General features: G+C 57.0%; 16 protein-coding genes and 1 tRNA gene. 12 read left to right on the top strand and 5 right to left on the bottom strand.

Features of this window, described 5'->3' with window-relative positions:
- Positions 1-29: 29 nt before the first annotated feature.
- The 7 genes from L0Y14_RS13005 (at position 30) to L0Y14_RS13035 (ending at position 8,350) form a co-directional block, all read left to right on the top strand.
- Positions 30-1,094, top strand: coding sequence for a cytochrome-c peroxidase (locus tag L0Y14_RS13005; RefSeq protein ID WP_006474829.1), 1,065 nt, complete (start codon positions 30-32; stop codon positions 1,092-1,094).
- Between the two features lie 68 nt (positions 1,095-1,162).
- On the top strand, positions 1,163-1,483 hold the full coding sequence (locus L0Y14_RS13010; protein WP_005963854.1) for a plastocyanin/azurin family copper-binding protein: 321 nt from the start codon (positions 1,163-1,165) through the stop codon (positions 1,481-1,483).
- 7 nt (positions 1,484-1,490) lie between these two features.
- On the top strand, positions 1,491-2,183 hold the full coding sequence (locus L0Y14_RS13015; RefSeq protein WP_006474830.1) for a c-type cytochrome: 693 nt from the start codon (positions 1,491-1,493) through the stop codon (positions 2,181-2,183).
- Between the two features lie 56 nt (positions 2,184-2,239).
- Positions 2,240-3,172: a protein-methionine-sulfoxide reductase catalytic subunit MsrP gene (gene msrP / locus L0Y14_RS13020; RefSeq protein WP_006474831.1), complete on the top strand. Its 933-nt coding sequence runs from the start codon at positions 2,240-2,242 to the stop codon at positions 3,170-3,172.
- A gap of 14 nt (positions 3,173-3,186) precedes the next feature.
- Positions 3,187-3,906: a protein-methionine-sulfoxide reductase heme-binding subunit MsrQ gene (locus L0Y14_RS13025; protein ID WP_006474832.1), complete on the top strand. Its 720-nt coding sequence runs from the start codon at positions 3,187-3,189 to the stop codon at positions 3,904-3,906.
- A gap of 1,029 nt (positions 3,907-4,935) precedes the next feature.
- Entirely contained in the window at positions 4,936-6,111 is a 1,176-nt protein-coding gene (locus L0Y14_RS13030) for an ABC transporter substrate-binding protein (RefSeq protein WP_083825151.1), read from the top strand.
- A gap of 73 nt (positions 6,112-6,184) precedes the next feature.
- Positions 6,185-8,350, top strand: coding sequence for a methyl-accepting chemotaxis protein (locus L0Y14_RS13035; protein WP_006474834.1), 2,166 nt, complete (start codon positions 6,185-6,187; stop codon positions 8,348-8,350).
- A gap of 234 nt (positions 8,351-8,584) precedes the next feature.
- Here L0Y14_RS13035 and secF read toward each other — a convergent pair whose 3' ends face one another.
- The 5 genes from secF to queA all read right to left on the bottom strand — a co-directional run bounded on the left by secF (position 8,585) and on the right by queA (position 14,396).
- Complete coding sequence (gene secF / locus L0Y14_RS13040; protein ID WP_005963876.1) at positions 8,585-9,523, bottom strand: protein translocase subunit SecF; 939 nt, start codon at positions 9,521-9,523, stop codon at positions 8,585-8,587.
- A 15-nt stretch (positions 9,524-9,538) separates the two neighbouring features.
- A complete protein-coding gene (gene secD, locus L0Y14_RS13045) occupies positions 9,539-11,392 on the bottom strand; it encodes a protein translocase subunit SecD (RefSeq protein ID WP_006474835.1) in 1,854 nt (617 codons plus the stop codon).
- A gap of 137 nt (positions 11,393-11,529) precedes the next feature.
- Entirely contained in the window at positions 11,530-11,859 is a 330-nt protein-coding gene (gene yajC / locus L0Y14_RS13050; RefSeq protein WP_005963882.1) for a preprotein translocase subunit YajC, read from the bottom strand.
- Positions 11,860-12,000: 141 nt separating this feature from the next.
- Positions 12,001-13,095 carry a tRNA guanosine(34) transglycosylase Tgt gene (gene tgt / locus L0Y14_RS13055; RefSeq protein WP_006474836.1) on the bottom strand — a complete coding sequence of 365 codons (1,095 nt, stop codon included), beginning with the start codon at positions 13,093-13,095 and terminating at the stop codon, positions 12,001-12,003.
- A gap of 257 nt (positions 13,096-13,352) precedes the next feature.
- The gene (queA, locus tag L0Y14_RS13060; protein ID WP_006474837.1) at positions 13,353-14,396 is read right to left on the bottom strand and encodes a tRNA preQ1(34) S-adenosylmethionine ribosyltransferase-isomerase QueA; all 1,044 of its coding nucleotides are present in this window, start codon (positions 14,394-14,396) and stop codon (positions 13,353-13,355) included.
- Between the two features lie 183 nt (positions 14,397-14,579).
- Between queA and L0Y14_RS13065 the strand changes: the two genes are divergently transcribed.
- The 5 genes from L0Y14_RS13065 (at position 14,580) to L0Y14_RS13085 (ending at position 24,117) form a co-directional block, all read left to right on the top strand.
- A complete protein-coding gene (locus L0Y14_RS13065) occupies positions 14,580-15,461 on the top strand; it encodes an alpha/beta hydrolase (protein WP_006474838.1) in 882 nt (293 codons plus the stop codon).
- A gap of 7 nt (positions 15,462-15,468) precedes the next feature.
- The gene (locus L0Y14_RS13070; RefSeq protein ID WP_251859207.1) at positions 15,469-17,688 is read left to right on the top strand and encodes a putative bifunctional diguanylate cyclase/phosphodiesterase; all 2,220 of its coding nucleotides are present in this window, start codon (positions 15,469-15,471) and stop codon (positions 17,686-17,688) included.
- Positions 17,689-17,992: 304 nt separating this feature from the next.
- A tRNA-Leu gene (locus L0Y14_RS13075) sits at positions 17,993-18,079 on the top strand.
- 555 nt (positions 18,080-18,634) lie between these two features.
- Positions 18,635-20,359: an autotransporter assembly complex protein TamA gene (locus L0Y14_RS13080; RefSeq protein ID WP_006474841.1), complete on the top strand. Its 1,725-nt coding sequence runs from the start codon at positions 18,635-18,637 to the stop codon at positions 20,357-20,359.
- The gene (locus tag L0Y14_RS13085; protein WP_005966395.1) at positions 20,356-24,117 is read left to right on the top strand and encodes a translocation/assembly module TamB domain-containing protein; all 3,762 of its coding nucleotides are present in this window, start codon (positions 20,356-20,358) and stop codon (positions 24,115-24,117) included. Before L0Y14_RS13080 ends, L0Y14_RS13085 begins: the two co-directional genes overlap by 4 nt.
- Positions 24,118-24,345: the final 228 nt, after the last annotated feature.

The raw sequence follows: 24,345 nt of genomic DNA on the forward strand, positions 1-24,345 counted from the left end.
TCAGGGCGCCACCAAAGAAAGGTAACAACATGAAACTGAGTCAATTACTGGTAAAACCCACACTGCTGCCGCTGAGCCTGTTGCTGGGCAGCCTGATCACCATCAGCACGGCCAGCGCCGACAGCAAATATGTTGCGCAACCCGGCCACCCAAGCCTGCAGGAGTGGCTGCTGCCGGACGAACCACCCTATCCGGCTGATAATAAACCCAGCCCGGCGCGCATCGCACTCGGCAAGCAGCTCTATTTTGATCCCCGCATCGGCCGCGACGGCAACATGTCCTGCGCCACCTGTCATAGTCCGATGCTCGGTTGGTCAGATGGGCTGCCAACCGCCAAGGGATTCAAAAGTCAGGTCTTAGGCCGCGCCTCCCCGGTGATCACCAACACCGCATTCAACTCTCTGCAGATGTGGGATGGCCGAAAAAAATCCCTGGAGGATCAGGCCACTGGCCCGATGGAAGCCACGGTCGAGATGAACACCGACATGATCGCCCTGAAGCGACTGCTCAACAACAATGGCTATCGTGAAGCCTTCGCCGAAGCCTACCCGGGAGAGCCGGTCGACGCGACCACCGCGGGCAAGGCAATCGCCGCCTTCGAGCGCACCATCATCAGCAACAACTCCGCCTTCGATCGTTGGGTCAAGGGGGATACCAACGCCATGAGCGTTCAACAGGTGCAGGGCTTCAAGCTTTTTATCGATCCTGACAAAGGCAACTGTGAAGTCTGCCACTCAGCGCCTAACTTCACCGATAACGGCTTCCACAATGTGGGCCTGGCCTCCTACGGAAAAGAGAATCCGGATATGGGGCGCTATGCACAGAAGCCAATACGCATCCTCAAAGGGGCTTTCAAGACCCCGACCCTGAGAGACATCGAACTCTCGGCGCCCTACTTTCACGATGGCAGCTCCAGCACCCTGATGGAGGCGGTGCAGCATTATAACCGTGGTGGCGAGGTAAAGCAGGATCTCTCACCCAACATCAAAGCCTTGAAGCTGAACCAGCAGGAAATGGAGGCGATCGTTGCCTTCCTGAAGGCACTGACCACCCCGCAGAAACCCTTCAAACTGCCGCTCCTACCGCTTGAATAGTACAGATAAAGCCTGGAAGCACTGAGCTCCAGACAGCAAAAACAACCCATTCGCAAGAGGAACACGCGATGAAAAAATTCGTCCTACCCATTGCCAGCATATTGCTGATCAACACCCTGCCCGCAGTCGCTGCAGAGCACGAAGTGGGCCAGAAGAACAAGGCATTTACCGCAAAGGAGTTGCGTATCAAGGTTGGTGACAGTGTCAAATTCACCAACCAGGATCCTTTCTTCCACAATGTCTACAGCCTCTCCGATCTAAAAACATTCGATCTGGGTTCCTATCCAAAGGGCGAGTTCCGCAGCGTCGTGTTCGACAAAGCGGGCAAGATCCCTGTCGAGTGTGCAATTCATCCAAACATGTATATGGACATCATCGTTGAGAAGTGAGCAGGCCATGCGAACCTTATCCGCTTCAGCGCTGCTGTTTGCCGGCAGCCTGGCAGTCACCAGCGCAGCCCTGGCAGGCAATCAGACCGAGCCCAACCTGGACAAGGGCGCAAGAGTCTTCCAGGAGCGCTGCTCCCTGTGTCATGGCGATGTAGGAATGGGTGAGGGGGTACTGCCCCTTGCATTAAAAAACTACCCCAAGACCAATCTGATGGAACCCCGCTATGGCGTGGACAAAAAAAGTCTACAAGAGATTGTGATCTGGGGCGGCAGCAAGAAGGCGATGCACGACTACTCTCCCCCCTGGGGAGACGAGTTGACCTGGACAGAGATCGAGTCGGTGGTCATGTTCGTACAATATCTGCACACAGAGACAGAGCAGGCGGTTGCCATGTTGCGCAAGCTCGAATCGAGTAAAAGCATCTCACTCAAACTCGGCAGCAACATCTACCAGGGACGTTGTGCCATCTGCCATGGCAAAACAGGCGAAGGCAATGGCCGCATGGCAAAGATCATCAAAAATCCACCACCCTTTAATCTGACCCTGAGCCGAGCCCCTGATGAGTACCTACATCAGATAATCAGCAAAGGTGGTGAAAAAATGAGCCGTTCCTATCGTATGCCACCCTGGGGCGACGAGCTCTCTGAGCCCGAACTGCAGTCGGTGATTCAGTACATCAAAACCCTGCGCAGATATTGAGCAGGACCCAACTGAACACCCTTCAGTTGCAAGAACAAGGAGGCTGAATTACCACTATGGTTTTCAAGTTCAATCAACCCAAACCATCGGAGATCACTCCTCCTGCGGTCTGGAAATCACGCCGGCATTTTATCCAGCAGCTGACCGCAACAGGAGTCGTCGGGCTGCTGCCCCTGATTGGCAGCAGAGCCGGCAACGACTGCGAACTCGCCCAACCTGCCAGCTTGAACAAAACCGACACATTAACCCCCCTGAAATCTGTCACTCGCTACAACAACTACTACGAGTTCTCCAACAACAAAGAGGTGATCCACCTGCTCGCTCAGGAGTTCAACCCACGCCCCTGGACGCTGCAGGTGGATGGTGAGGTCGAACAGCCACTGACACTCGAACTCGACGAACTGCTCTCACGCTGGCCAACGGAAGAGCGCATCTACCGCATGCGCTGTGTCGAGGGTTGGTCGATGGTGATCCCCTGGAACGGCTTCCCACTCTGCCATCTGCTGAAGCTTGTCCGCCCCACCTCCCGCGCCAAATATGTGGAACTCATCAGCGTGGAGCGTCCTTCAGAGATGATCGGGCAGCGCCGACCAGTGCTCGAATGGCCGTTCCGCGACGGCCTGCGTATCGATGAGGCAATGCACCCGTTGGCCATCATCGCCACTGGGCTTTACGGCGCCCCACTGCCGAATCAGAACGGTGCCCCGCTACGACTGGTGGTACCCTGGAAATATGGTTTCAAAAGTGTCAAGGCGATCGTGCGCATCCGTCTGAGCGAACAGCAGCCTCTCTCCAGCTGGCAACAGGCAGCACCTTCCGAGTACGGTTTCTATGCCAATGTGAACCCCGCAGTCCCCCACCCCCGTTGGAGTCAACGACGGGAAAACCGCATCGGCGAACTGCAAAAGCGCCGGACCCTGCCCTTCAATGGCTACGCAGAACAGGTAGCATCGCTCTACAGCGGTATGGATCTGTCGCAACACTTTTGAGGAACAGCCGTGTCATGCCGGTCCTACGATTCAATCCCGCTCGCCTCGCCAACCAAAACAGCCTTCTACTCAAGCGGAGCCTGATCCTTCTTGCGCTGCTACCCTCCATCAGACTGCTCTGGGAGTTCCTGAGCGACAGCCTTGGCATCAATGGCTTTGAGCGGCTGATTCACAGCACAGGCGAGTGGGCATTGATCTTTCTACTGTTGATCTATGCGGTCAGCCCGTTACGGCGCTGGTGCTCGCGGGGCATGATCGCTCTTGCAGCAGACTATGGTCACCGCCTGTCGGACTGGAACTGGCTGATGGGACTGCGCCGGGCACTGGGACTGCTCGCCTTTTTCTATGCCAGTAGCCACTTTCTCATCTACTTCTGGCTGGAACTGGGGTTCAGTCTCGAGGAGGTCGGTTACGAGCTGCAAGAGCGTCCCTTCATCGCCGCAGGATTCACCAGCCTGATACTGCTGTTACCGCTGGCCATCACCTCCAGCAACGCCATGATGCGCCGCCTCAAGCACAACTGGCAACAACTCCACCAGCTGGTACATCTAGCAGTGATCGCCAGCCTGCTCCACTACCTCTGGCTAAGCAAGGCGGGCGATCCAGCTATCAAATTTTATCTTCTTGCAGGTGGAATACTGCTGCTGGAACGACTGGCCGTTCGCCTTGGTCTGCTCAGAGCCTCCCCTTCGGAAACCATCTCGGAACAACCCTCTGCCGGAACAAGTGCCTAGCAGCACATCGCTCAAGAGCGTTCATCCAGCTCGGCGCCCTCTTTCTCCAGCGGCATTAGATCCTCCTTACTGATACCCATTTTGTGCTGTGGGTGTCTTCGGCTGGTATTAAAGGTTGGGGTAATGGAGGCCAACCCATATGCTGCATAAGCCGGCGAATCTGCTTGCGATTGATGAGGTGCCTACCACCTAAGGTACGTCACCATACTCTGTGACCCAAACAATGGCGTTCTCATGTATTACTCATCGCGCAGGCGCATTATCCCTAGACCATCACTATCCTGTGGCATGGGCAATAACTGTGGGTGGAACGGCTGATATTCAGTAGCTGGCATTACTGATTGATACTCAACTCTGGATGGTACTCAATCATCTGGTGTTTATCCTTGAGGCTCAGTAACCGAGCTTTCCGGCTAAAAAATCGCATTCCACCGTCAGTTGACCGATAAGGTCGAAGGGCCCTGATTTATGCTACCTCGCTCAAACAGCTCAGCCAGATTCTCCAGTGCTTATCGCTTCCATTGATTGATTTAGGTCGAGTGTAGCCCATAGCGGATTGCCAGCTCTGCCCTCGTTTCTATTTCCCACAGGATAAAAACACTACCTTGGCCTTGAAATCTGCACTGTACTGCTTTCGTTTCTTGCTCATCTCATCTCTCTCATTAGCGAGTCAAATTTTATACCCCTGTCCAGTATTTTTGTGGGCCACTTCAGGTATTGATCTATGAGCAGCTACATAATTTAATTTACTATCTCTGATTTTATATCCGGAAAACCCTTACCACATCAGGCTGCCATATATGTAGTCCATACCGCCTTCCCTCTTATCTGTCAGCTTATTTTCGCTGCTAAAGCTCACCGTCTTTAGCCGGTGATTTTAATCCCCTGATAGACAATAAAGATTTTTTAACCATGGCCGATACCTGCATTTAGTAGCAGGTTTGGCACATTCATTACTTAATCTCGGGGCCCATCTCGCACTCCCATTTTGTTGAGCCGCTACAAGGAGTTTTCACAAAAGGGGCTGAAATGAACACACAAATTCTTTCTTATTTCCGCAAAACCACCATTACTGCACTGATTATCTGCACATTGGGTGTTTCTGTCACTCAGGCTGCTGAGATCAAGGTGGGTATGTCCACAGCCTTGGCTGGACCGGCTCAGGCCTTGGGACAGGGCATGAAACTGGGCATCGAAGCCTATTTCAATCAAGTCAACAAATCAGAAATCAATGGCAACACCCTGAAACTAGTCGCGCTGGATGATGGCTATGAGCCAGCCAGGGCGGCCCCGAACATGCGCAAACTGATCGATGAGGAGAAGGTGCTTGCTGTTATGGGTAATGTGGGAACACCCACCGCCATTGTCAGTGTACCGATCGCCAACGAGAAAAAGACGCTGCTATTCGGTGCCTTTACTGGCGCCGGCGTATTGCGCAAGACGCCACCTGACCGCTATATCATCAACTATCGCGCAAGCTATGCGGAAGAAACATCTGCGATGATCGATGGTCTTCTCTCCTCTGGCATCAAGCCTGAAGAGATCGCCTTCTTCACCCAGAATGACGGGTATGGTGATGCTGGCTACAAAGGGGCGATGAAGGCACTTAAGGCAAAAGGCGTAGCGAATCCTGAAAAACTGGCCCACGGTCGCTACACGCGCAACACTCTGAATGTGGAAGATGGCTTGGGAACCTTCCTCGATGTTGAAATCACACCCAAGGCGATCATCATGGTGGGAGCCTACGCTCCCTGCGCCAAGTTCATCAAGATGGCCAAGGAATACCTCCCTGACACCAAGTTTCTTAATGTTTCCTTTGTCGGAAGCACCGCCCTGGCCAAGGCTTTGGGCGACAAGGGTGATGGCGTCATCGTAACTCAGGTGGTTCCACACTTCGATTCCGGCCATGCCACTGTCAAGGAATATCGTGAAGCCCTCAATGACTATAACGCCAGTGTGGAGCCGGGATTCGTCTCACTAGAGGGTTATCTGGTAGCCAAGCTGTTTGTGGAAGGTATGAAAAATGCTGGTTCCAACCCTAACAGAGAGAGCATCGTAGATGGGCTGGAGTCCCTAAATTCTCCCAATGTTGATATCGGTAGCAAGGTTGGCTTTAGCAAAACCAAACATCAAGCAAGCCATAAAATATGGCCGACCATGATCAAGCACGGCAAGTTTGTCGCCTTCAACTGGTCTGAGCTCTGAAACCAGAAACGGGAGAGGTAATAACTTCTCCCTATACTCTTTTGATTGCTCGTTCCGCATCAAGGACGCAACGATGAAAAAGCTCAACATCACGATCAAAGGGCTCTTGATAATCTGGGTTGTTACTGCCGTAGCGGTTGTTTTGATTCAGGTCCTTACATCCCTGACCGCTTACCAAAGCATTTCGGATAACCAGCAGAAAATAGCTGGAAAAGCAATACCGCTGCAGACTGCAAACTATGATATCAAGAATACGATTACAGGTGTTTTTAGTCACCAGTCAAAGATTATCAGTACCAATTCCTTAGAGAAGTTGATGAGCCTGAAAAACCATGGCGCGATGGAAAATATATTCGCTTCCGCAATGGCCAGTGCAAAAAATGCGGCGGGGAATGATATCACTATAAAAGAGTCTCTCACTGCACTTGAAAAAACGTATGAAGATTTTATAAATGCAGGCAACACTTTATTTGAGAAAAAGAAGGCAACTCTTCAAATCAACCAGGAACAGGCAGATTTCGTGACCAAGATGGACTCGGCAATACAGATTATCCAACAAACAGCCGAAAGCATTGCAGGAAAAATCAACTTCTCCAACAAGCGAGCTAAACGACGTATCCGAAAACTATACAAAAAGATCCAGGATTTTCAGGATATAAATGAAATTGGGGATCAAGATGCGGAAACTGCTTTCCAGTTTCGTGATCAGGTATCAGCTAGCCTGTTGGGGCGTTCCTCAAACCTGCAACAAGAAAGCTCAAGCATCCGAACCGGTGTTGCCATCATGGGTGGCTTGGGTCGGCAATTTATGTTGGAGAGTAATCCCGATATCCTAACCAGCATCAAAGAGAACCAGCTTGCTCAGGTCATCCAGGCCACAAAGGAGTCTATTGTCAAAGTTGATGAGGAATCATCCGATAATAAGGAACTGAATGATCTTATCAAGCAGCTGAACAAAGAATTTGATCGACTGGTGGAAACGCTCATCAATGAAAAAATCTCCATTCTGACCCTGCGAAGAAAAAGCCTGCGACTTTCCAAAGAGATGCGGTCAGCACTCACCGATATGCAATCGGCAGGGACTTCCATGGAGCAGGCGCTCAATACACTGGTGAAAGCTGTAGACAAGATACAGGCAGAAGCAGAAGAACAGGGATATCGCGTGATCAGCAGCAGCCGCACAATCTTATTAGTAACGGCATCAGTCGCGCTGGTCGTTTTGATTTTTATTAGCTTTATCGTGCTGCGTCGAGTTAATCGTCCATTGGCCATGGCAACGGAATCGATGCGTAGATTTGCTCAGGGAGACATCTCAACTCGCATGGATTACAAGGGAAAAGACGAATTTTCCATACTAGCCCATGACTTCAATGAACTTGCAAACAATATTGGTGGCCTCATCGCTAATATACATAGATCCAGTGAAGAACTTTCATCCGGCGCTGAAAGCCTTTCGGCTGTTTCGATGCAGACCAATCAAGGAGTGGAAAGGCAACAGAGTGAAACTACGCAAGTTGCCACTGCAATGAATGAGATGGCTAGCACCACACATGAAATGGCGAAAAACGCCAATCTAGCAGAACAGGCTGCTCAGCAGGCCAATGATGAGGCGGCTAAAGGGCGGGAGGTTGTTGCTGAGGCTGTTAAAGCAACAAATGACCTTGCCAGTGAAGTACAAAATGTATCGATTGTCATCCACAAACTAGAAGATGAGAGCGACTCAATCAGTACAGTTCTGGATGTCATTCGTAGCATAGCAGAACAAACCAATCTGCTGGCACTGAATGCCGCAATTGAAGCGGCTCGAGCGGGTGAACAGGGCCGTGGTTTTGCGGTTGTTGCTGATGAGGTACGCACTCTGGCTGGAAGAACTCAAGAGTCTACCCAGGAGATTCAGCAAATCATCGAACGGCTTCAGCAAGGTGCCAAGGAGGCTGTTGATGCCATGGAGAAAGGCCAAAAAAAGGCGGAAAACAGCGTAGAAAAAGTCGTGAATGCGGGGGCAACGCTTAGCGGGATTATTCAAGCTGTTGAACATATCAAAGAGATGAACGTCCAGATTGCCACTGCCGTGGAACAGCAGGGTACTGTCGCAGAAGAGATCAACCAGAGGGTGGTCTCCATCAATAACCTTGCCTCTCAAACAGCGGATGGTGCCAGCCACACAGCCACCGCTAGCAAGGACCAAGCCCGCCTTGCTACTAACTTAAAGGAAGTCGCTGCAAAGTTTTCCATATGACATTCAGAGGTGAGGGCGTTTTGCTCATCACCTTGAAAGGCTATCCCCAAACAACCTGTTTTAGCCCCGCTTTGACATAGATCCACAGAGGATCTTATCAACCGCATGTGCTGTATCGAAGGCTGGGCTGATCATTTGCTTTGGGCTGTTCAAAACCAACCCTACAGAAGGATACGGGAGGGCCAGAGCGCCATCCCCCTAGGAACCGCGCCCGGCAGAAGTGGCTAGCGTCACTCAGGGCCGCTCGTCCAGCTCGGCACCCTCCTTCTCCACCGGCATCAGATCTTCCTTGCTGATGCCCATCATGATGATTGCGCTGCTCGCCACATAGATGGAGGAGTAGGTACCGACTACCACGCCGACGATCAGCGCCAGGGCGAAGCCGTGGATGATCTCGCCACCGAACAGGAACAGTGCGATCAGCACCAGCAGGGTGGTCAAGGAGGTCACCAGGGTACGCGCCAGGGTCTGATTAAGGGAGGCGTTGATGATCTCGATCGGCGTACCCTTACGCATCTTACGGAAGTTCTCGCGGATCCGGTCGTAGACCACGATGGTGTCGTTGAGCGAGTAGCCGATCACTGCCAATACCGCTGCCAGCACCGGCAGATCGAACTCCACCTGGAACAGGGAGAAGATGCCGATAGTGACGATCACGTCGTGCACCAACGCGATCACCGCGCCCATAGCAAAGCGGTACTCGAAACGGATGCCAACATAGAGCAGGATACAGATCAGGGCATAGAGCATCGCCAGACCGCCATCCTCGGTCAGCTCGTCACCCACCTGGGGACCGACAAACTCCACCCGGCGCAGCTCAGCTTTACCTTCGGTGGCACGCTGCATCGCGGCAAACGCCTGGTCGCTGACCACCGCGCTTTCCACCCCGTCACGCGGGGCGAGACGCACCAGCACGTCGCGGGAGGTGCCAAAATGCTGCACCGTGGCGTCGTCGAAACCACCTTCAACCAGCGACTTGCGCACCGCTGGAAGCTCGACAGGCTGCGCATAGCCCACCTCAACCAGGGTACCGCCGGTAAAGTCGATACCCAGATTCAGCCCCCTGGCGAACACTGAAACCAGCGCCACCAGGATAACCGCCGCGGAGAGACCGGAGGCCAGCTTGCGCCCACCCATGAAATTGAACTTGGATGTCTTATTGAATATCTGCATGGTCGTTGCTTCCTGTTACACCGCCAGCTCTTTGACCCGGCGACCGCCATAGATCAGGTTGATCAGGGCCCGGGTGCCGATGATCGCGGTGAACATGGAGGTAAGGATACCGATTGCCAGGGTCACCGCGAAGCCCTTGATCGGGCCGGTACCGAAGCTGAACAGCACCACCGCCGCGATCAGGGTAGTGATATTGGCATCCAGGATGGTGGAGAGTGCCTTGCCATAACCGGCCTGGATGCTCGCCTGGGGCGAGTTACCGATCTTAATCTCCTCGCGAATACGCTCAAAGATCAGCACGTTGGCGTCCACCGCCATACCCACGGTAAGCACAATGCCGGCGATGCCTGGCAGGGTCAGGGTGGCCTGCAACATGGAGAGCACCGAGATGATCAGCACCAGATTCATCACCAACGCAAGGTCCGCCACCAGACCGAAGACGCGATAGTAGACCGCCATGAAGACCATCACCAAGACCAGGCCGATCACCACTGACTGAAAGCCCTGGTCAATATTGTCCTGACCCAGGCTGGGGCCGATGGTGCGCTCCTCGACGATCTCGATGGGAGCAGCCAGCGCGCCGGCACGCAGCAGCAGCGCTAGATCTCGGGCCTCTTCCGAACTGTCGAGGCCGGTGGTTTGAAAGCGCCGACCGAAAGGTTCAAGGATATTGGCGATGCTGATCACCTCCTCCACCTTAACTTTATGCTTGACCGGCTTGCCGTCGACCATGCGGGTGATGGTGCGGTTCTCGATAAACACCACCGCCATCGGCTTGCCGACATTCTCGCTGGTGAGACGGCGCATGCGCTTGGCACCCACGCCGTCCAGGGTGACCGAGACCATAGGGCCACCGCCACGCTGGTCGAGTCCAGAGGAGGCATCGGTGATCTGATTACCGGTGATGATCACCGACTTCTTCAGCAACACCGGCTGGCCGTTACGCTCCCGATAGAGTTTAGAACCCGGGGGCACTCGGCCGTTGACCGCATCCTGCACGCTATGTTCGGTGTCGGCGAGACGATACTCCAGGGTCGCAGTAGCGCCGAGAATCTCCTTCAGCTTGGCCGGATCCTGTGCGCCGGGCAGCTGCACCACGATGCGCCGCTCGCCCTGCTGCTGAATCAGCGGCTCCGCCACTCCCAGCGCGTCGACACGATTGCGCAGGGTGGTGATGTTCTGCTCCAGAGCGAACTTCTGCACGCCTCTACGCTCGGCGGGTGTGAGGCTAGCCTTCACAAAAAAGTCGGCACCACGGTCTAGAGTCTCCAGCACCAACTCACGGAATTCACTGTGGATCTTCTGCTCTGCCGCATCCCGCTTGGCAGCATCGCGAAACTTGACCAATACCGCATCACCCTCACGCGCCACCCGCAGATAGCGGATCTTCTGCTTGCGCAGCAGGCCGCGGATATCGCCCGCATAACGCTCCATCGCCTGCTGCACCGCCGCCTCCATGTCGACGTCAATCAGCACATGAATGCCGCCGCGCAGGTCGAGCCCCAGGTACATCGGCTCGGCCCCCAAGCTGCGCAGCCAGTCGGGCAGATCGGGTGCCAGCGTCAGTGCCTGATTGAAGTCTCCCCCCAGTTCTGCAGCGATAACCTCAACCGCCTTGAGCTGATCTTCCGAACTACTGAAGCGCACCAGCAATTTGCCTTCGAGCGGCTCTATCGCCTTGGCTGTGATCTGGGCAGCTGCCAACGCCGTGTTGATACGCAGCGGTGTGGTGGCATCGATCTGAGCCCGGCGGGTGCCGGAGATCTCCATGGAGGGATCCTGATCGTAGATGTTGGGCAGGGCGTAGAGCGCCCCGACCAGGATCACGATCACCACCAACAGGTTTTTCCACAGGGGGTATTGATTCATCGCGATATGCTTGTTGCGACGCCGGAGAGAACCGGCGAACTGTTCCTGACTAAGGTGCCTCTGAACGAATCATGGACGGTACTCTTATGGTACAAATTCATCCAGAGGCTCCTGACGGATCGGCGGTTGCCGGTCCGTCACATCTCCTTGATAGAGCCCTTTGGCAGAACCGATTCCACTGCCTGGCGGCGCATCTTCAGCTCGACGCCTTCGGCGACCTCCACGGTGATGAAGTTATCGCCCAGGCCGGTGATCCTACCGACGATGCCGCCGGAGCTGGCGATCTCATCCCCCTTGGAGAGACTCTCGACCATCTTACCGTGCTCCTTCTGGCGCTTCACTTGAGGCCGGATCAGAAGGAAGTAGAGCACCACACCAAACAGGACCAGCGGCAACAGCCCCATCAGGGGATCCTGTCCAGCGCCGGCCGCGCCTTCGGCAAATGCATCGGAAATAAAGAAGCTCATGGTTTTTCCCGCTAATTTCTTTGGAAAGTCATCATAGCCGCCGCAAATCGCCTGGCGGCGGCAAAATCAGCCGCGGATTATGACACAGAAGCATTGAAGATGCAGTGGCCAAACCAACGGCCGTCGCCCGAATCCGGTATCTTACTCGCGCATCCGATAAAACTCCGCCACAAACGTCTCCAGCCGGCCAGCCTCGATCGCCTCTCTGAGGCCACGCATCAGCGACTGGTAGTAGTGGAGGTTGTGAATGGTGTTGAGGCGATGACCGAGAATCTCGTTGCAACGCTGCAGATGGCGCAGGTAGGCGCGACTGTAGTTGCGACAGGTGTAGCAGTCACAGAGCGGGTCGAGGGGCCCCTCATCGTACTGGTGTACCGCGTTGCGGATCCGCACCACCCCCTGATGGGTAAAAAGGTGGCCATTGCGCGCGTTGCGGGTCGGCATCACGCAGTCAAACATGTCGATACCACGCTGCACCGCCCCGACGATATCCTCCGGGGTACCGACCCCCATCAGATAGTGGGGTTTATCCGCGGGCAGCTTGTCGGCGAGGAAGTCGAGGATGCGCCAGCGATCCTCTGGCGGCTCACCCACCGACAGCCCACCCACCGCATAGCCGTCGAAGCCGATCGCCATCAACCCATCCAGAGAGGCCTGGCGCAGAGATTCATAGACTCCACCCTGGACGATGCCGAACAGCGCTGCCGGATTGTCGCCGTGGGCGACTTTCGAGCGCTCTGCCCAGCGCAGCGAGAGCTCCATCGAGGCCCGCGCCTCTTCTTGTGTGGCCGGATAGGGGGTGCACTCATCGAAGATCATCACGATGTCGGAACCCAGCTCCCGCTGCACCTGCATCGACTCCTCCGGCCCCATAAAGACCTTGCTGCCATCCACCGGCGAGCGAAACGCGACCCCCTGCTCGGTGATCTTGCGCATCTTTCCCAGGCTGAACACCTGAAAGCCACCGGAGTCAGTGAGGATCGGTCGCTCCCAGTGAGTGAAACCGTGCAGATCACCGTGCTTGCGGATTACGTCAGTGCCTGGTCGGAGCATCAGATGGAAGGTGTTGCCAAGGATGATCTCGGCGCCGCTCTGTTGCAGCTCCTCCGGGGTCATCGCCTTGACGGTTCCGTAGGTGCCGACTGGCATGAAGGCGGGGGTCTCGATGGTGCCCCGCTCGAATGTCAGCCGGCCGCGTCGCGCTGCCCCATCGGTTTTGATCTTTTCGAAGTACATGACTCTACATTGGTAATTGCTGCCACCTTCGCCCTATAATTTTAGGGCAAACAGGATTTAATATCCTGAAAGCAAGGGTTTTCCCTAGGATTAGTTGACAGCCAATAAATTATATTAGAAGATGATTATGTGCTGATTCTTAACTGAATCAGCCCACACTCCTCCATCCTCCTTTGGTGGAAACGTTTAGCGCGGCACCCCTGCCGCGCTTTTTTTTGCCTCAATTTTCTTTCGAGACACTGACTCAGCTCCGCCCCCTACTCGTACTTGGCGCTTGATGAGGGGGTCAGAAACATCGCATCTCCATAACTGAAGAAGCGATAGCGCTGCTCGACCGCATGCCGGTAGGCGGCCATCACCGCGTCGTAACCGGAAAAGGCCGACACCAGCATCAGCAAGGTCGACTCCGGCAGGTGAAAATTGGTCACCATCGCATCGACACTGGAGAAGCGGTAACCGGGGCGGATGAACAGGCGGGTATCGCCACGGTAGGGACGGATATTCCCATCCGCGCTCGCCGTCTCCAGGCTGCGCACGGTGGTCGTACCCACCGCCACGACCCGCCCCCCGCGGGCACGGGTTTCTCTGATCTTTTCGCACACCACCTCATCCACCTCAAGGTACTCACTGTGCATCTCGTGCTCATCGAGGTTCTCGACACGCACCGGTTGGAAGGTGCCGGCCCCCACGTGCAGGGTGACATGGGCCATTCCGACCCCGGTCGCCGCCAGCCGATCAAGCAGCGGCTGGTCAAAATGGAGCCCGGCTGTCGGCGCGGCCACCGCTCCCTCACTGCGTGCGTAGACGGTCTGATAGCGTTCCTGATCCAAGACCTGGTCGGAACGGGTGATATAGGGTGGCAGCGGGATATGCCCCTGCCGCTCCATTAATTGGTAGAAATCGCCATCAGCCAGGGAGAGCTCAAACAGCGCTCCCTCCCGGGCGACCACTTCGACTTCAGTATCTGCCTCACCCAGCAGCAGGCGACTCCCCGGCTTGGGTGACTTGCTAGCACGAACGTGAGTCAGCACACGCTGCGGCGCCAACACCCGCTCAATCAGCAGCTCCACTCTGCCACCGGAGGCCTTGCGTCCATAGAGCCGGGCCCGCATCACCCGCGTATCGTTAAACACCAGCAGATCGCCAGCCTGCAGCAGGTCGGGCAATTGGGTAAACTGCCGGTCGACGACCCGACCACTGCTGCCGTCGAGACACAGCAGGCGCGACGCGGTTCGCGAGGGCTGGGGAAACTGGGCAATCAGCTCGTCAGGCAGCTCGTATCGAAAATCGGAAAGGCGCATAGGGCGCGGATAGTAGCATGCAGGAAAACCTTGTGGAATCAACAACAAGCCTAAACAGCCACCGCCTTCCAGAACGCTGCCGACTCAAGCACAGCCAGGCCCGGCCGACAATCGAGCAGTAGAACCACTTTATTCCAAGCTAACATCTGTCAGCGCCACCCCAACTACATCCGCGAGCGTACAATGGCTTCTGCAGCCCCCCACAATGCGACAAACCTCATCGCTCTGATTATTCTGCTGAGCCTATTCACTGCACCACTCAAGGCAGAGCTTATCGAACTGAAAATGGCCAAAGGGATTCGAGCCAGCGCGGAGTTCCGGCAGGGGAATCTCGACGCCCCGCCGATACTGATCCTGCACGGTTTTTTGCAAACCCGGGAGTTCTTTACTGTCCGCCGGCTCGCTGAAACCCTGGCAGAGAGTGGATACAGCGTGCTTACTCCGACACTGACGCTTGGTATCGACCAGCGCAATGCCAGTCTGCCCTGCGAAGCAATCCATACCCACTCCTTCGATCAGGATAGGCGAGAGGTGGGCGTCTGGAACCAATGGCTGAAGACGCACACCGGCCAGAACGCTATCATCATCGGACACAGCGACGGCAGTGTCACGCTGGTTGGCTATCTTGGCGCCGAGCCGGATGCGCCAGTATCTGCCGCGATTCTGATCAGCCTCACCCATTTCGGCCAGGGTCCAGCTGCCAATGAAACGCTGGCAGATATCCAACGCGCCAAACACGCGATCAAGGCTGGCCAGGGGCAGAGGCTCGACAACTTTGGCCTGGCATTTTGTAAGCTTTACCCGACCACCCCCTCCGCCTATCTCTCCTATGTCAGCTGGTCCAGACAGAAAATCCTGTCGAAGATGGCAACCATCCAGACCACGACCACGGTTATCATCGGTGGCTCCGATCAGCGCATCACTCCGCAATGGAGCCGACAACTGCAAGATAGGCGAGTTAAACTGATCAAAGTGGAGGGAGCCAACCATTTCTTCGATCACGAACACGAATTCGATCTGGTAGAAGCCGTGGAAGCGGCCCTGGAAAACAACAACAGGAAATAGGCCAAAAATGGCGAAAAAAGCCCCATCCATCAAGGCCTATCTCGCCCTTTTCATCTTTGCCGCCCTGGCTATGCTGGGGCTCCTCAGCATCATTACCCTGCAGCAGATAGACCATCTGAGACAGGAGTTCCAGACCACCTCACTCACTCAAGCAGATGTCGAACTAAGCAGGGCCATCAATGCCGCCTATCGAGAAATTCTTGACCGCACCAAAGCGTATGCCCGCTGGCAGGAAGTGCGGCAGCAGATCCAGAATCCAAACTTCTACGCTTACTGGCATAAACACCGAGCACTCAGCTCAGAAGTATTGCCGGACTACACCCAGGATGCAGCCATCTATAACGCCAAAGGCAAGGTACTAAGCAAACTCGACACCTCACTGCTGCCAGCACGGGTGCCAGAGAAGTCCGACACAGCAACACTGATCTTTGATGGCAACAAACCCTCGCTACTGCTGTACGCCCCAGTCACCAACAAGGAGGGCTCAACACTGGGTTATGTCGCCACCCTGATTCGATTCTTGCCGGAGCTTTTCAGAACCGGCGGCTTCAGCCAGATCGACGCAGAAACGATCCATATTGAACGGCCAGCCGCGGCCCCGATTCCACTGCATGAGTTGCAGGGCCTGATCGAGTTTGATCTGCGCACAGACCCTTTTTCCGATACCTTGCTGAAGATCATGACATCAGCCTTCGTCCATTTTGGATTACTCATGGGGCTGGTCACCCTGCTCTTCTACCCCTTCGTAATCTGGCTGCTCAGCCAACCGATCCAGCGAGTCTCCCGACACATCGATCTGTTGCGCGAAAACCCTGGTGAATCTGTCCCAAGTTCGCTCAGTAAACCATTCCAGATCGCCGAACTGGAGAAGATCCGGCAATCACTCAACGCCTACCACATGCGGCTCAACGACGTTAACCGGAGCCTTGACCAGAAAAATCGTGAACTGTGGAAAATGGCCCACCACGACCCACTCACCGGCGCACACAACCGGCGAGCATTCGAGAAATACTGGCAGGAACTCAATGACATCTTTGCCGACAGCCGAACCCCGATCTGCCTAGCGCTATTCGACATCAACCATTTCAAGGCGATAAACGACAGCTACGGCCACCAGGCTGGCGATCAGGTACTGAAAGTGATCGCCAAAACTATCCAAGGCGTGCTGCGCAAGAATGAACGCCTGTTTCGTCTCGGCGGTGATGAATTTGCCACCTTCCTCATCAACTGCACACCCCAAACCGCACTGAGCATTGCCGAACGCTGTGAACAGGCAACCGCCCAAAGCAATTTCCAAAAGTTTGGGGTACGCGAACCTGTGCGCATCAGTATTGGACTGACCCACACCGACCGGCTCGAAAACGATCCACTGCAATCCCTGCAGTGGAAGGCGGATGTAGCGATGTACTCCGCCAAGCGGCCCAGCTCATCCTCCATCGCCCTGTTCACCCCAGCGATGGAGAAAAGCACCCAGGGGCTCTTCTCCAGCTGGACCCGCCTCGCAGTCTACGAGGCGGTGACCAGTGGAAAAGATTTGCACATCTACTACCAACCGATCGTCGATCTGGAGAGCGGACAGACCCACTACTATGAAGCCTTGGTGCGTATCCAGCATGGCGATGAGCTGATCATGCCCTCCCATATCTTCCCGCTGGTGGAAGCACGCCGACTCGAACCCGATCTTGACCGCTCGATCATCGAGGCAATCTTTCGCGATTTAGAGAGCAATCGCATCCCACCCGGCAGCGGGGTTTCGATCAACCTCTCTCCCCCCTCGGTGGTGGACGAAGGCATCATCGACTGGCTGGAGGATTTCCAGCCCTACGTAAGGAGCCACAAACTGGTGCTGGAAGTCACAGAGACGGCGCTGATCACCCAGCTTCACTTGGCAACCAAGAACCTCAAGCGATTGCGAAACATCGGCTTCGAGATCGCTCTCGATGACTTTGGCAGCGGCTACTCCTCCTTTAAATATCTCGCCACCATGCCAGTGGACATCGTCAAATTCGACATCAGCCTGGTCCAGCTGCTCAACGACAAGGAGCAACAGCGGATCCTGATCTATCTCGCCAAAATGATTATTGACGCTGGCCATCGCCTGGTGGCTGAAGGTATCGAGGATAAGCTGACGGCAAAACGTCTCAGGCGCATCGGTTTCAAATATGGCCAGGGGTACCTATTCGGCAAACCCGCCCCCGAACTCAACAAACCAGCTAAAACCGGCTAAGGAGCCTCTGATTAAGTCTGGACGAAGTGGATTGCGAATCTGAACATTCAGACTCAAGGCGCAAATCGCACGTAAAGCTCCCGCTCCCTGCTCACGCGCCTCCCCTACATCCCTGTCGGGGATAGCTGACTCGTGCGAACGACTGCATGGAGGCAGAAGGTAAAGTCACGCATGGAGCCGTTGCCGAGATTTGCCACGCAGAAGCTGGATAGTCTGGGCACAAGATACGAGTTCATGACGTGATCAGGGGCTCCCTAACCCCTTTCAGCCGCCCCACAACACGTTTATAATCATCACCTACCACGCCGGGGTGGTGGAATTGGTAGACACAGGGGATTCAAAATCCCCCGGCTTCACGGCCTTGACGGTTCGAGTCCGTCCCTCGGTACCAGCTTAGGCCTGACTGTAGTCGGGCGACATTAAAGGCCTGCAAATGCAGGCCTTTGTCATTCTTGGGCAACACGGCTGGACATATCAGATCACCTATACTCAATTCTCCGCACGCAGTCCCGACACCTGCTTGGGTTCTTTCATGTTGTTGGTCACAAGGAATGCGGCCTTCTCTTTATCCCGTCGCTCCATCATCATCCGATAAACCAGGAATTTTTGCTTGGAAGCCTTTGATTAAATCTGGACGAAGTGGATTGTGATTCAGAATTTTTAGATTCAAGGCGCAAATCGCATGTAAAGCTACCGCTTCCTGCTCACGCGCCTCCCCTACATCCCTGTCGGGGATAGCTGGCTCTTGCGAACGATTGCATGGAGGCAGGAGGTAGGGCAACGCATGGAGCCGTTGCCGAGATTTGCAGCGCAGAAGCTGGATATTCTGGGCACAAGATACGCGTTCATGACGTGATCAGAAGCCCCCTTGTATATGAGTTCGCTTCCGTACCGGGCGGAACTGGTAAAATCCCCACCTCTTCATTTCTGAATTGTATGGAGGCCAATGCAGCAATTTTTTGTTGCCACCTGGCTGCTGCTGGCCGCCGCAGCCGCTCATGCCCTAGAGATTGAGGTGCAGATTGAAGGCCTGGACAGGGAGCAGGAGGCGAATGTACGCGCTTTCCTCTCCCTCGAGCGAGAGAAAGAGCGAGAAGCTCTGACCAAGGGCCGCATGCGCCTGCTGCACCGACAGGCACCGGCGGAGATCCGTCGGGCACTGCAACCCTTCGGCCACTTCAAGCCGGCAATCGACTCCCGCCTGGAGCAGACCAACACCGGCTACCGTGCCCGCTACCAGATTGAGCCAGGCCCCCGGATCCAACTGGCGAAGGTCGAGTTCAACACCACCGGCCCGGGCAGAAATGACGCCCTATTTGCATTCGGCCTCGACCTGCAGCCAGGCACCTTCCTGAACCAGGCCCGCTATGAGAAGCTCAAGCAGCAGCTACTGAGCGATGCCATCGAGGCCGGCTACCTAGACGCCCGCTACACCATCCACCAGGTTCGGGTAGATCTGGACAGCTACCAGGCCTCCATTCGCCTGCAACTGGAGACCGGCCCGCACTACCACTTCGGCGAGGTACGCTTCATACAAGACAAGCTGGCCCCCGGATTCCTGGCCCGCTACCTGCGCTTCCAACCGGGCGACCCGTTCAGCCACGAGCAGCTGTTGACGCTGCAATCCAACCTGATCGACAGCGAATACTTCAACCATGTAGAGGTGCGAACCCTGCGCGATCAGGCAGTGGCAGATCAGGTGCCCATCGAGCTGCTGCTGTCGCCCAACAAACCGAACCGCTACCGCGCCGGTATTGGCTTCTCCACCGACACCGGACCGCGCATCACCCTGGACTGGAAACGCCGACTGATCAACCGTGAAGGCCACCGCATGCTCAGCGAGCTGCGTCTGTCGGCACCACGCAGCTCACTGAAGACGGAATACACCATCCCTCTGGAGCGACCATCACAAGACTCTCTATCATTCTCGGCCCAGGGTGACCACTACGATACCGACAGCCGTCTTGGCGTGCGCCTGCTGCTCAACAGCGCCCACTCAATCGGCCTGGACAACGACTGGCGACGCACCATCGGCATCGACTACTCCTACGAGAATTTCGAAGTGGGCGCGCAGGACGACAACGCCTTCCTGCTGGTGCCCTACCTCAGCTGGTCGCAGTTGCACAGCGACAGCCTGGACTACATCCAGCGCGGCCATCGGATCGACTTCCGCCTTGAGGGCGCCACCCAACAACTGCTCTCCAGCACCAGCTACATCCAGGCCCACACCAACGACAAGCTCATCCGCGGTCTGGGCGACGGCCACTGGCGCATCCTCGCCCGGGCGGAGCTAGGCGCCACCTTGGCGGAGGGCCTGACCGACCTGCCCGCCTCCAAGCGCTTCTTCGCCGGTGGTGACAACAGCGTACGCGGCTTCGGCCTGGATGAGATTGGCCCGCGGGATGCATCCGGCGAGGTGATCGGCGGTCGCTTTCTCGCCGTGGGCAGCATCGAGCTGGAACGTCTGCTGACTGGCAAGTGGAGCGCTGCAATGTTCATCGATGCCGGCAACGCCTTCGACCCCGACTACGATGCCGAGATCCACTACAGCGCCGGCATCGGTCTGCGCTGGCACTCGCCAGTGGGGCCGGTCCGCATCGATCTGGCCAGGACTCTGAGCACGGATGAAGCCGCGCTGCGCTTGCACATCGTGGTCGGCCCCGAGCTATGAGCTGGCGCAGAAAAGCGCTGCATGTTTTGGCGACCCTGCTCAACACCGCCCTGCTGGCCCTGATCGGCCTCCTCCTGGGACTAGGCCTTGTAGTGCATAGTGAAAACGGCACCCGCTGGCTGTTCAACCTGGCCCGGGATCTGGTCCCCGGCGAGCTGTCCGCAGAGAGCCTCAAAGGCCGCCTCACCGGCCCGCTGGACCTCACCGGGCTCAGCTATCACGATGGCGATCTGCTGCTGGAGCTGGACCGGCTACACTTGGACTGGCGGCCCACCGCCTTGTTGCAGCGGCGCCTGCAGATTATCTCCCTGGAACTGGATCGGGGCCGCCTGGCATTGCCGCCAACCGAGTCGGACTCTGCCCCGACCAAACCCTTCCCCGGTCTCAGCCTGCCCCTGGAGCTGGTGCTGGAATCGCTCCAGCTGACCGACGTCCACATCATCCCACCCACGACAGCCGAACCCATCCTCATCGAACAAGTCGGCCTGGCTGCCCGGGCCGTCGACGATGTGGTGCAGATCGAACATCTGGAGGCTGCTGGCTTTGGCGCCCGGGTGGAGCTGGCCGGCGAGCTGCAACTGGCTCCGTTATTACCATTGAACCTGGAGTTGGGCTGGCACTACCAGCTACCTGAAGGCCCAGAACTCTCCGGCCAGGGCCAGATTACCGGCGATCTGGCCGAACTCAAACTCGAACAGACCCTGTCTGCCCCCCTCGCCGCCGTTTTGAACGCCAGCCTGTATGAACTGCAGCAGGCACCCCGGTGGGATGCGAAGCTGACCCTGAACAACACCGATCTCGGCGCCTTTGCCGCCAACTTTCCTACCCGGGTCAGCGGACGACTACACAGTAGCGGTACTCCGGAGGTAGTCACAGTCGACGGCAGACTGAGGCTGACCGAGCCCGCCCTGGGCGAGCTGAATATGGACCTGGCCGCGACCTATGAAGACGGCACGGTGACCGCCGAACGGCTGCTCATTACTACTCCCGCTGGCTCTAAACTCGAAGGCTCCGGTCGATACACTACCGACGACGCCTTGGGCGTATTCGATGCCGAGCTCGCCTGGAGCGCTCTGCGCTGGCCCCTGACTGGGGAGAGAGTCCAGGTACGTAGCAACCAGGGCCGGTTGGAAATCAAGGGCCAACCGGCAGACTACCGCTACCAACTGATCCTGGACGCAATCCTGCCGGATCAGCCTGCGCTCACGCTGGAGGCATCCGGCAGCGGCAATACCGATGGCGTGGACTTCGAGGCGCTGCGCATTCGCCTGCCAGAGGGGCATATCGACGGCTCCGGCCGCGCCGACTGGGCGCCGCAGCCGGCCTGGCAGCTGAACCTGACCGGCACCAGCATCAACCCCGGTCTGTTCCACCCCGATTTTCCCGGCAAACTAGCGCTGCAGCTAGCCACCCGGGGCCGGGTGGCGGAAGGCACGCCGCAAGCCGAGGTAGAGCTGACCCAGCTTGAGGGCGTGCTGCGCGATTATCCGCTCAAGGCCGAGGGCGAACTGAAACTGACCGGCGAGACGCTGCACATCAAGCAACTGGCGCTGACCTCCGGCAGCAGTGTGATTCGCATCGAGGGCAGCGCCGGCAATATCCTCGACCTGGGCTGGACGCTACAGGCAGAGAATCTGGCCAGCCTGTGGCCAGGCCTGTCCGGCTCCTTGCACAGCGAGGGTCGGCTGGCTGGCAGCCGTGAAGCACCACAGCTCAAGGCCAACATCGACGGCAAGGCCATCGGTTTCGAGGAGCACGCGGTTGCAGATCTCCAGGTACAGGCGGAGCTGGAGCTGGGCGGTGAGCAGAATATCGACCTGGACCTGGCAGCCCGAGGGCTGAAATCCGGCGCCATGCAGTGGCATCAACTGACGCTGGGCGCCAAGGGCACGCGCAATGCGCACCAGATCGAGTTGAAACTAGAGAGCGAGCAGGCACCAACCGCGCAACTGCTCATCGACGCCGGCCTGGATGCAAAAAACAGCTGGAGCGGAACCTTACAGGCCCTGACCCTCACCCTGCCCGAGATCGGCCGCTGGGATCTGGAGCACCCCACCCTCTTCACCCTGGCGACCGAGACCCAGCGGGTGCAGGAACTCTGTCTGGCCGCCGACGGCGGGCGTCTGTGCGCGGCATTCGATGGCAGCGACGCCAAGGGCTGGAAAGCGAAGCTGAGCGCCCCCGCCTTTCCCCTGGCCTTCTTCCAGCACTGGCTGCCCCCGGAATTGAAGCTCACTGGTCGCAGTGACCTGGCGGCGGACTTTTATGCCGCCCCAGATGGGGATATCCGTGGCCGAGCCGAACTGGAGCTACCCGAGGGCCAGCTAGCCTTCGAGGTGCAGGGCGAACCACACCAACTGGACTTCTCCGGTGGCAGCCTGCAGGCAAAGCTGGATGCCACGGGTGCCCATGCCGAAATTGGCATACCCCTGGCCGACCTGGGGGAGATCGACGGAGAAATACGCCTGCCCGGACTGAAACTGTCGGCACTTGCCCCGGACAAGCAACCCCTGGCCGGCCAGCTTAAAGCACGCATCAACGACCTGAGCCTGGCCTCGGCAATGGCACCACAGTTGCAGAATGTAGCGGGCTACATCGATCTTGATTTCACCTTGGCCGGGCGCCTGGCCAGACCCAAACTCAAGGGCAAAGCGGAGCTGAAAGAGGGAGCCCTGGATATCCCGGAACTCGGGCTGGAGCTGCGCGAACTGGGCCTGAGCCTGAAGGCACCGAGTCTGGAACGGCTGGAGATAAAGGGCAGGGTACGCTCCGGCGGAGGAACCCTGACCCTGGAGGGTGAGACCCGCATCGAACCGGCCGAGGGTTATCTCACCCGACTCAAGCTGCAGGGTAAAGACTGGGTGGCGCTGAACATCCCCGAGGCGGAGGTGCATGTATCGCCAGATCTGCTGATCCTGCACACCAAGGAACAAACCGAGCTGAACGGCGAGGTCCGCATCCCCTACGGCCGCATCCGGCCACGCGAACTGCCAGAAACCGCTGTCACCGGCACCCCGGATCTGGTGGTGGTGGGCCGCGATGCACCACAACAGGAACAGGCCGACCCGAACTTCCATTCCAGGCTGCGCATCGTCTTCGGCGACAGAGTCAGCTTCGAGGGCTTCGGCCTGCGCGCCAACCTCACCGGCAACCTGCTGGTGATCGACGAGCCGGGTCGGCCGGTCATCGGTCGCGGTCGGCTGGGCGTGACGGACGGCAGCTACCGCGCCTACGGCCAGGACCTCAAAATAGAACGCGGCTACGCCCTGTTCGCCGACAGCCCGGTGGACAATCCGGGGCTGGACGTGCAGGCGGTGCGCGAGGTTGGCGAGGTGACCGCCGGGCTGCGCGTGAGCGGCACCCTGAAGACGCCCAAGCTGACACTCTACTCCACCCCGCCCATGACCCAGAGTGAGGTCGTCTCCTATCTGCTCACCGGGCATCCGCCGGGTAAATCCGGCGCCAATGTGGGCGTGGCCACGGCACTACAGGCCACCGGTGTGGGTAGCCTCACCACCGAGGTGGGCCGTCAGTTGGGTTTGGAGGAACTGCGGGTGGAAACCGGTAACAGCCTGGCCGAGGCATCGGTGGTGGCCGGCACCTATCTGTCGCCGCGCCTCTACGTGCAATACGTCAACGAACTGGCCTCGCGCGAAACCAAGCTGCGGCTGCGCTACGACCTCACCGACAGGCTGCAGATTCAGACCGAGACCGGTCGATCCCAGGGGGTGGACCTGTTCTACACCATCGAGCGTTGAGCCGGGAGCTGTTAAGCCTCCCAAGCGGAACCACCAGGGAATCAAAGGCGAAACACTTGGGACGAGTTACCGCATCATCGCAAGCGTCAGGGATGCGTACTACAGATGGGGTTGGAGTTCAGCAAACCCCATAAAAAACAAAGCCCCCACCAGACGGCGAGGGCTTTGTCAGCAGTGCGACGCGTCCGATTACTCGAACGCGCCTTTTTCGGCATCAAACCCGCAAGA

The sequence above is a fragment of the Candidatus Endoriftia persephonae genome (genome assembly GCF_023733635.1).
In the GTDB taxonomy this organism is placed as follows: domain Bacteria; phylum Pseudomonadota; class Gammaproteobacteria; order Chromatiales; family Chromatiaceae; genus Endoriftia; species Endoriftia persephonae.